This is a genomic window from uncultured Alistipes sp. (assembly GCF_902388705.1).
Taxonomy (GTDB): domain Bacteria; phylum Bacteroidota; class Bacteroidia; order Bacteroidales; family Rikenellaceae; genus Alistipes.
In genome coordinates this window covers 1-9153 of record NZ_CABMQJ010000070.1, presented here as the reverse complement: position 1 = coordinate 9153, position 9153 = coordinate 1, and the positions used below count along the sequence as shown (strand labels likewise).

The 9153-nt window shown below is 60.2% G+C and carries 8 protein-coding genes and 1 pseudogene; 7 read left to right on the top strand and 2 right to left on the bottom strand.

Going from position 1 to position 9153, the window contains the following annotated elements; translation table 11 throughout:
- Nucleotides 1–259, top strand: a pseudogene (locus QZT71_RS11135) (hypothetical protein); the annotation flags it as partial.
- A complete protein-coding gene (locus tag QZT71_RS11130) occupies nt 259–747 on the top strand; it encodes a GtrA family protein (RefSeq protein ID WP_295916144.1) in 489 nt (162 codons plus the stop codon). The pseudogene QZT71_RS11135 and the gene QZT71_RS11130, both read left to right, overlap by 1 nt.
- A gap of 106 nt (nt 748–853) precedes the next feature.
- Here the strand turns inward: QZT71_RS11130 and uvrB are convergent, their stop codons facing one another.
- Entirely contained in the window at nt 854–2899 is a 2046-nt protein-coding gene (uvrB, locus tag QZT71_RS11125; RefSeq protein WP_295916143.1) for an excinuclease ABC subunit UvrB, read from the bottom strand.
- Nucleotides 2900–2980: 81 nt separating this feature from the next.
- Between uvrB and dnaG the strand changes: the two genes are divergently transcribed.
- The 5 genes from dnaG to QZT71_RS11100 all read left to right on the top strand — a co-directional run bounded on the left by dnaG (nt 2981) and on the right by QZT71_RS11100 (nt 7728).
- Complete coding sequence (gene dnaG, locus QZT71_RS11120) at nt 2981–4963, top strand: DNA primase (RefSeq protein ID WP_295916139.1); 1983 nt, start codon at nt 2981–2983, stop codon at nt 4961–4963.
- Between the two features lie 219 nt (nt 4964–5182).
- Nucleotides 5183–5647 (top strand): SsrA-binding protein SmpB, encoded by a 465-nt coding sequence (gene smpB / locus QZT71_RS11115; protein WP_295916137.1) that lies wholly within the window; start codon nt 5183–5185, stop codon nt 5645–5647.
- Nucleotides 5644–6426: an HAD family hydrolase gene (locus tag QZT71_RS11110; RefSeq protein WP_295916135.1), complete on the top strand. Its 783-nt coding sequence runs from the start codon at nt 5644–5646 to the stop codon at nt 6424–6426. Before smpB ends, QZT71_RS11110 begins: the two co-directional genes overlap by 4 nt.
- Nucleotides 6427–6445: 19 nt before the next feature.
- The gene (gene tsaB, locus QZT71_RS11105) at nt 6446–7153 is read left to right on the top strand and encodes a tRNA (adenosine(37)-N6)-threonylcarbamoyltransferase complex dimerization subunit type 1 TsaB (RefSeq protein WP_295916133.1); all 708 of its coding nucleotides are present in this window, start codon (nt 6446–6448) and stop codon (nt 7151–7153) included.
- A gap of 14 nt (nt 7154–7167) precedes the next feature.
- The gene (locus tag QZT71_RS11100; protein ID WP_295916130.1) at nt 7168–7728 is read left to right on the top strand and encodes a hypothetical protein; all 561 of its coding nucleotides are present in this window, start codon (nt 7168–7170) and stop codon (nt 7726–7728) included.
- Nucleotides 7729–7890: 162 nt separating this feature from the next.
- On the opposite strand, the gene QZT71_RS11095 is transcribed toward QZT71_RS11100, so the two are convergent.
- A partial coding sequence (locus QZT71_RS11095) for a DNA recombination protein RmuC (protein ID WP_295916128.1) occupies nt 7891–9153 on the bottom strand: 1263 nt, incomplete at its 5' end.

Here is a 9153-nt window from a genome sequence, read left to right as displayed (position 1 = left end):
GGGTTCGGCAGATGTGCCCGCGTCACTCGTTTCGGGTCGTCATTACGTGGTGCTGGGCGTCTTCAGCACGCCGGAGAATGCGGCGCGCGCCGCGGCGGAAGCCGTGAAGAAGGATGCGTCGGTGCGCTGCGGAATCTACCGTTACGGCAGTAAATACATGGTTTCGCCGTTCGAGGCGGCCGATGCGGAGGCGTGCGCGCTCTTTATCCGCAATTACAGCGACCGTTTTCCCGGCATGTGGCCCTACACCGCCCGCTGATGCGTCTTTCCGGGCTGATAATCCGTTTTGTCGACTGGTTCTACATACGGCCCGTCGCTGCCGTTTTGCCGCGTCAGACGTTCCGTTATGTCGTCTGCGGCGGGGCGAACGTGGTGTTCAGCTGGGTCTGTTATTTCCTCGGTTATAATTTCGTCTTCGACAAACAACTGCTCGACCTGGGATTCGTTGTGATTTCACCGCATGTCGCAACGATGCTGGCCGTCTTCCCCCTGACGTTTTTCACCGGATTCTGGCTGAACCGCCATGTGGCTTTCCGCCGCTCCCCGATTCCTGCGGGTACGCAGCTTTTCCGCTACCTGCTGTCGGTCGCGGGCTCGGTCGTGGTGAACTATGTCTGCCTGAAATTCTTCGTCGAGTTCTGCGGATTCTGGGCTACGCCCTCGCAGATGATGGCGACTTTCGTCACGATGATATACAGCTACCTGGCCGCCAAGTATTTCACGTTCCGCCATGCGGCGTGCGAATAATCCGCAGCATAGAACTTTCCGGCAAGCGCCGGAAAACAGAAAACCGCCCCTGCCGAAATAACTGCGGCAAGGGCGGTTTCGTCGAAAACGGACTTAAACGCCCGTTTCAGTTCTTGCGGTTTTCCTCCTTGAGCTTCTGCAACTCGTACATCCGGTCGCGGAACTTGGCCGCGGCGAGGAAGTCGAGCGACTTGGCTGCACGTTCCATGTCTTCGCGCGCCTTGGCGATCAGGGTGTCGAGGTTTTCGCTCGCGACGTAGGTTTTCCGTACGTCGGCGGCCGTCATGTAATGCTCCTCGGCAATCGGGTAGGCCGCCAAATCGATTTCCGGGATGTCGGTGCGCGCCGTGAGCAGCGTACGCTGCCCCGTACCGCTCTTCTGCGCCCGGCGCGGCAGCATCCCGTGTTCCATGTTGTAATGCACTTGCTTCTCGCGGCGGCGGTTGCTCTGCTCGATGGCGAAACGCATCGAGTCGGTGCAGGTGTCGGCATAGAGGATTACGTTGCCCTGCGAGTGCCGAGCGGCGCGTCCGGCAATCTGCGTCAGCGACCGCACGTTGCGCAGGAATCCCTCCTTGTCGGCGTCGAGAATCGCCACCAGCGCCACTTCGGGCAGGTCGAGGCCTTCGCGCAGGAGGTTCACGCCCACCAGCACGTCGAACATCCCGGCACGCAGGTCTTCCAGGATTTGGATGCGCTCCAGCGTGTCGACGTCCGAATGGATGTAGCGGTTGCGAACGCCCACGCGGTCGAAATATTTGGAGAGCTCCTCGGCCATGCGCTTGGTGATGGTCGTGACGAGCACCTTGTCGTCGTTCTTCACGCGCTTGTCGATCTCTTCGAGCAGGTCGTCGATCTGGTTGATTGTGACGCGCACCTCGAGCGGCGGGTCGACCAGGCCCGTGGGGCGAATCAGCTGCTCGACAATCACGCCCTCGCTCTTCATCAGTTCGTAATCGGCCGGTGTGGCGCTCACGTAAATCGAAGTGCCCTGCAGCTGCTCGAACTCCGCGAAGGTCACCGGGCGGTTATCCTTGGCAGCCGGGAGCCGGAAACCGTACTCCACGAGGTTCTCCTTGCGTGCACGGTCGCCGCCGAACATGGCGTGCACCTGCGGCAGGGTTACGTGGCTCTCGTCCACGACCATCATGTAGTCCTTGGGGAAGTAGTCGATCAGGCAGAACGGGCGCGTGCCCTCGGCCCGACCGTCGAAATAGCGCGAGTAGTTTTCGATGCCGGGGCAGTAGCCCAGCTCCTTAATCATCTCGATGTCGTATTCCACGCGCTGCTTGATGCGCTGCGCCTCCATCGGGCGTCCGGCGCGTTCGAAGAACTCGATTTGCTTGCCCAAATCGAGGTATATCTGCTGCACGGCGCAGTTGATGCGCTCCTTGGTCGTCACGAAGAGGCTCGTGGGGTAGAGCGTCAGGTTGTCGAGCGAATGGATGCGCTGGCCCGTGGCGGGGTCGATGGTTTGGATGGCCTCGATTTCGTTGTCGTAGAACATCACGCGGAAACACTGGCTGCCGAATTCGCCGAAGGCCGCCATGATGTCCACCGTGTCGCCGTTGACGCGGAACGTCGCCGGCTCCAGGTCGCGTTCGGTGCGGGTGTAGAGCGCTTCGACCAGCTTGTAGAGGAAGTGCTTGTAGCTGACGACCTGCCCGACCCGGATGTTGATGGCCGTGGCGTGGAAATCCGCCGGGTTGCCGCAGCCGTAGAGGCACGACACGCTCGACACGACGATTACGTCGCGCCGTCCCGAGAGCAGGGTAGCCGTGGTGCGCAGCCGCAGTTTCTCGATCTCGGCGTTGATCGAGAGGTCTTTTTCGATATAGGTGTCCGTCGTCGGGAGGTAGGCCTCGGGCTGGTAATAGTCGTAGTACGAAACGAAGTACTCCACGGCGTTCTCCGGGAAGAAGTTTTTGAATTCGCCGTACAGCTGCGCCGCGAGGGTCTTGTTGTGGCTCAGGACGAGTGTCGGGCGGTTCAGTTCCGCGATGACGTTGGCCACGGTGAATGTTTTTCCCGAGCCCGTGACACCCAGCAGGGTGTTATGTTTGGAGCCGTGCCGGATCGAGCCGACGAGCTGTGCGATAGCTTCCGGCTGGTCGCCCATGGGCGCGTAGTCCGATACGAGTTTGAAATCCATATGCTGCAAAATTAGCAATTATTCTGCAAAGGGCCGTATAAATAAATTTCGAATTCTGAATTTATCACTACCTTTGCAGGTATGATTGACAGGGAAACGGTAGACCGCATTTACGCCGCCGCCAATATCGTGGATATTGTCGGCGAATACGTCACGCTCAAACGCAAGGGCGTGAATTACCAGGCCTGCTGTCCGTTTCATAACGAGAAAACCCCGTCGTTTGTTGTTTCGCCCTCGAAAGGAGTCTACAAATGTTTCGGCTGCGGCAAGGGAGGCAATGCGGTGACGTTCCTGATGGAGCATGAGAACATCACCTATCCCGAGGCGCTGAAAATGGTCGCCAAACGTTACGGCATCGAGGTCAGGGAGAAGGAGATGACCGAAGAGGAGGTGCGCCGCAACGACGACCGCGAGTCGATGTTCGCGCTGAACAGCTGGGCGGCGGACTATTTCGCCAACTACCTCCATCACGAAACCGAGGGCATGAGCGTGGGCATGGCCTATTTCCGCCAGAAGCGCGGCATGACCGACGCCACAATCAAGAAATTCGGCCTCGGCTTCTGTCCCGCACGCGGCGACAGGATGTCGAAAGACGCGCTGGCGGCCGGGTACAAGGCGGAGTTCCTCGTGTCGACGGGCCTTTCGCTCAAGCGCGAGAGCGACGGTTCGCTCTACGACCGTTTCCGGGACCGGGTCATCTTCCCCGTGCACAATATTTCGGGACGTATCGTCGCTTTCGGCGGCCGTACGCTGCGTACCGACAAGGCTGTCGCCAAATACCAGAATTCACCCGAGAGCGAGATATACAGCAAGAAGCGGGAACTTTACGGACTTTACTTCGCCAAGAAAGCGATTCAGCAGCTCGATTTCGCCATCATGGTCGAGGGCTACACCGACGTGATTTCGATGCACCAGGCCGGAGTCGAAAACGTCGTGTCTTCGTCCGGCACCTCGCTTACGACCGAACAGATACGCCTGCTGAACCGTTTTACGAAGAATATCACGGTCATTTACGACGGTGATTCGGCGGGTATTCACGCCTCGCTGCGCGGTATCGACATGATTCTCAAGGAGGGCATGAACGTGCGCGTGGTGCTGCTGCCCGAGCCCGAAGACCCGGACTCTTTCGCGCGCGCGCATACGGCCGCCGAGGTGCAGGAGTATATCCGCGCCAACGAGCAGGACTTCCTGGCTTTCAAGGCCAGACTGCTGCTCAAGGACGCCGAGGGCGACCCGATACGCAAGGCGGCGCTGATCGGCGACATGGTGCAGTCGATTGCGCAGATTCCGGATCCGATTCAGCGGTCGGTTTATATCAAGGAGTGCGCCCGCATCATGGACATCGACGAGAATATCCTCATCTCGGAGGTGGCCCGCAAGCGCATGGCGACCACCGGCGACCGGGAGGCGGACGAGTTCGTACGCCGCCAGACGACGCTCCGCCGCACGGAGGCTCCGCAGGTCCCGCAGGCCGAGGTGGAGTTCGTCAAGCGTGTCGAAGCCGGAAGCAGCACCGAGGCGCTGGAACGCGAGCTTGTGAAATACCTGCTGAAATACGGGCATTGCTCGTTCGAATTCAAGGAGGGGCGGACGATGGTGCCGTGCAACGTCGCCGAGGTGATTTTCATGGAGCTGGACAACGACGGGCTCACGTTCAGCAATCCGCTCTACAACCAGATACTGTCGACCTACCGCGAGCAATGGAAACTGCTCGGGACAGGGGTGGAGGTGCCGGCGCACTTTTTCCTGAACCATCCCGACCCCGAGGTCTGCAACCTCTCGGTGGACATCCTCACCTCGGACGACAACTATGTCCCGAGCGAGTTGTGGCGCCGCAAGGATATTCACGTCGAGAGCGATGCCGAGATGCTGGCCGTGGGGGTGCCCAAGGCCGTGACGCTATACAAGTCGAAAGTAATCGAGGGATATATCCGGGAGTGGCAGGCCAAACTCGCGGACGAGAGCCTGACGGACGAGCAGATGAACGAAGTGATGCTGCGGCTGGCCAGTTTCAACAAGGTCAAAGTGACGATTGCAAGGAAATTGCAGCGCCTGATCCTGTGACCGGGTTCCGGCGTGCCGGTGTATGTTTTATTGAAAATGACGTTAGAATAAAAAAAGGGGCGGGTCTCGGGTCGTATACGTAATCGCTACGCATACCGTGTGCAAACAGAAAATAAACAGAAAGATGTGTAAAACATATCAAAGATAAAAGAATTAGTTACCTTGACCGATTCCCACCCCTGCGAATAAATGGGCAATTATTGTGCCGTTTCCGAGTATATGAGTGAACAGAAAAAGATAAATATCCGTAACAAGCGCGCGACGTTCGACTATGAGATTCTGGAAGAGTACGTTGCGGGCATCGTGCTGGTCGGCACGGAAATCAAGTCCATCCGTGCGGGCAAGGCTTCGCTAACCGATTCGTTCTGTTATTTCGACAAGGGCGAGCTGTGGATACGGGGCGTGAATATCGCCGAGTACGCGTGGGGGACGTGCAACAACCATACGCCGCGCCGCGACCGCAAACTGCTGCTGAACCGCCGCGAGCTGGACAAACTCCAGCGTGCCGGACAGGACAAGGGCCTTACAATCGTGGGGCTGCGCATGTTCCTGAACGAGCGGGGACTGGTGAAAGTCGTCGTCGGACTGGCCCGCGGACGCAAGACCTACGACAAGCGCGAATACCTGAAAGAGAACGATGCCAAGCGGGAAATCGACAAGGCGATGAAAAACTACAAGCGATGATACGAGCCCTTTTCCTGGATGTCGACGGTACGCTGATTAGTTTTAAAACACACCGGATTCCCGACTCGGCGCTCGACGCGCTGCTGCGGGCCCACGAGCGGGGCGTGCGGCTTTTTATCGCCACGGGACGCGCTGCGAACGACCTCGAACCGCTGGAAAAGATTCCCTATGACGGCGTGGTGTCGCTCAACGGTGCCCGCTGCGTGGCGGCCGACGGCCGCGTCGTAAGCCAACACCTGATTCCGCGTGCCGATTTCGCGCGCGCCATGGAGTTGGGGCGGCAGTACGGTTTCCCGGTCGCCCTCGAAATGGAGACCGGCGTTTTCGTCGATAGGGTGACGCCCGATGTCGAACGGGTCGCGCACATGGTGGCGCATCCCGTGCCCGAGCAGACCGATTTGTACGCGCTCTTCGACCGGAGCGAATGCTGCCAGATGTGTTTCTATTTCGATGCCGAAACCCAACAGCGCGTGATGGCCGAGTTGCCGTCGCTCGTTGCCAGCCGCTGGTGTCCGTTCTTCGCCGACATCAACGTGCGGGGCGTGGACAAGTCGATTGGCATGCAGGAGTTCATGGCCGCATACGGCCTGTCGGCGGCCGAAGTCGCGGCTTTCGGCGACGGCGGCAACGACGTGGCGATGCTGCGTGCCGCGGGCACGGGCGTGGCGATGGGCAATGCCTGCGACGAGGCGCTGAACGCTGCCGATTACATCGCCGCATCGGTCGACGACGACGGTATCGCGAAGGCGTTGAAGCAGTTGGGCGTATTGGACGATTGAATTGGATTTTAACGAAGATATGAGCTTAATACTATGTATCGAAACCGGCACGGACGTTTGTTCGGTCGGGATAGCGAAAGACGGCGAACTGCTTTCGCTGCGCGAGAGCGACGAGGGGCGCGACCATGCCCGCAAGGTCGGTGTGTTCGTCGACGAACTGCTGCGCGAAACGGGGATTGCGCCCGATGAGCTGGATGCCGTGGCTGTCGGCAAAGGCCCCGGATCCTATACCGGACTGCGTATCGGCGTGTCGTTCGCCAAAGGGCTGTGCTACGGTTTGCAGAAGCCGCTGGTGGCCGTCGGCTCGCTCGACGCCCTGACGGAGGTGGCGCTCGAGGACTACGAAGCCGGGATACTCTCCGTTCCCGACTGGGAGCGGGCGCTGCTCTGCCCGATGGTCGATGCCCGCCGCATGGAGGTGTATGCGCAGGTGTTCGATGCCGAGGGCCGTCCGCAGAACGAAGTGTCGGCCGAGGTGGTCGATGCCGGGAGCTTCGGGGCGTTCCGTTCGCAGGGCCGTCCCTTCGTGATTTTCGGCAGCGGCGCCCGCAAATGCGCCGAGGTGCTGACCGACGCCCTGCTGGTCGAGGTGACTCCCTCGGCCCGGGGACTGGCGCGGTTGGCCCAGCAGGCGCTCGATGCGGGACAGACGGTGGATATCGCCTATTTCGAGCCGTTCTACCTGAAAGATTTCGTCGTGACCACTTCTAGGAAAAAGTTGTTCTGACAGGCCTGCCCGACATGACGCGTGAAGAGCTGACCGGGATGTTGTCGGCGCCGTTTTATTCGGATTTTGCCGATACGGTAGCCCGGCGCGTGCGCGAGGCCGGAGCCGTCGGGTTGCTGTATGCGGTCGTGACCTCCCCGCTCGGGGAGCTGCCGAAGCCCGTGAGGCACAAGGTGCTGTTCCGGGGAGCCTATGTGCTCGAGAAAATCTATTTCGGAGCGCCCGAGTCGTTCATGCCTTATGCCGGCTCCTTTTGCCGGACGGATTTCCCGGCATGCTCCGATGCCAGCGCCCGGCGCCATTTCGCAAAAATCATGGCCGACCTGCTGGGGCGTTATACTCCCGAACCGGCCTGCCTGGAGCGAATCGCCGAAACGGCCGCGCAATGGGCCGTCGACCCCGCGGTGAAGGTTGCGGTGCGGATTTGGGCCGTGGAGATATTGAAGCATTGCCGGCGGCGGGTGGACTGGGTCGCGGAGGCGTGGGAGGACATTGTCGAAACGATGGCGCACGATGCGACGCCGGGCATCGAGTCGCGGATGCGCACGAGCTGGAAAGCGGTCCGGAATTCGTAAGGTGGCCGTAGGGTATGGAAAACCCCGCAACCGAGGTTGCGGGGTTTTATCGTGCGCGGACGGGACTTTCCGGGGGCGTTTCCAGCCCCTGCTGATGTGTCGTTTCCTGCCGCTGTTTCCTGCGTGCGGGGATTCTGCTGGCCGCGGCGCCGCTCTGCCGGACTATTTTTCCTCCTGTTCGTCGCCGGGTTCCGGCCGGGCTGGCGCCGTGTCCGTTTCGGGAATGGCCGGGATGTCGTCCCCGCCCGCAAGCTCGAGCGTGCGCGCGGAGTGCTGTTTCCGGGTTTGCAGGCGCGCGGTTTTGCGCAGGCGCTCCCCGACGCGGACAATGTTGTCGTTTCCCGTGCAGAGCCGTTTGTAGGCGTCGTCGTAGGCGTCGCGCGCCTTGTCCAGCGCTGTGCCTACCCCTTCGAGCGAACCCGTGAAAGCCACTAACTGTTCGTAGAGCTTCAGCCCGCAGGCGGCTATCTCTTTGGTGTTCTTGTCCTGATCGTTGTATTTCCACAGGTCGGCGACCAGTTTGAGCAGCGCAAAGAGGTTTGTCGGCGACGAAATGATTACTTTCTTGTCGTAGGCGTCCGACCAGATGGCCGCATCGTTCTGCAGGGCGGCCAGGAATGCCGGCTCGTTGGGAATGAACATGATGACGAAGTCGGGCGAATTGAGCTGCCGCTGGTACTCCTTGCGTCCCAGCTCGGCGACGTGCTGGCGCACGGAAGCGACGTGCCCCGCGAGGCAGCGGCGGCGTTCCGCTTCGTTTTCGGCGGCCGTGTAGCCGACGAACGCCGTGAGCGAAACTTTCGAGTCGATGACGATGTCCTTTTTTTCGGGCAGGTGCAGGACCACGTCGGGCCGCAGGTTGCGTCCCTCCGCGTCCTTGATATTGTACTGTGTCTGGTAATGGATGCCCTTGATGAGCGCCGAGCTGTCGAGGATGGTTTCCAGCAGCATTTCGCCCCAGTCGCCCTGCACTTTCGAGTTGCCTTTCAGCGCATTGGTGAGGTTCGTGGTTTCGGTCGTGATACGGCGGTTGAGCTCCATGAGGTTTTTCAGCTCGGCCTTCAGCTCGCCCCGCTGTGCGGTCTGCGTGGTGTAGATGTCCTCTACGCGTTTGCGGAATTCGGTGATGTTCTCCCGGAACGGTTTGAGCAGGATGTCGAGCGACTCCTTGTTGGTTTGCTTGAAGTGTTTCGACTGCTCGCCGAGGATTTCGTTGGCAAGGTTCCGGAACTGCGCCCGGAACCGCTCTTCAATCTGCTCGCGTTCGGCCTTTTCGGCCGCCCGCTCTTCGGCGTTTTTCTCGCGCAACGCGGCGATTTCGGTTGCGGACGAGGCGCGGAGCGCCGCAAGCTCCGCTTCCGTGCGCGTGCGTTGTTCGGCAAGGGTTTGCATCTGCTGTTCGTACCGCTGCCGGAGCTCTTTTTC

Coding starts and splice junctions, on each gene's coding strand:
- uvrB (WP_295916143.1), bottom strand. CDS start 2,899: ATGGATTTCAAACTCGTATCGGACTACGCGCCCATGGGCGACCAGCCG.
- QZT71_RS11110 (WP_295916135.1), top strand. CDS start 5,644: ATGATACGAGCCCTTTTCCTGGATGTCGACGGTACGCTGATTAGTTTT.
- smpB (WP_295916137.1), top strand. CDS start 5,183: ATGAGTGAACAGAAAAAGATAAATATCCGTAACAAGCGCGCGACGTTC.
- QZT71_RS11130 (WP_295916144.1), top strand. CDS start 259: ATGCGTCTTTCCGGGCTGATAATCCGTTTTGTCGACTGGTTCTACATA.
- QZT71_RS11100 (WP_295916130.1), top strand. CDS start 7,168: ATGACGCGTGAAGAGCTGACCGGGATGTTGTCGGCGCCGTTTTATTCG.
- dnaG (WP_295916139.1), top strand. CDS start 2,981: ATGATTGACAGGGAAACGGTAGACCGCATTTACGCCGCCGCCAATATC.
- tsaB (WP_295916133.1), top strand. CDS start 6,446: ATGAGCTTAATACTATGTATCGAAACCGGCACGGACGTTTGTTCGGTC.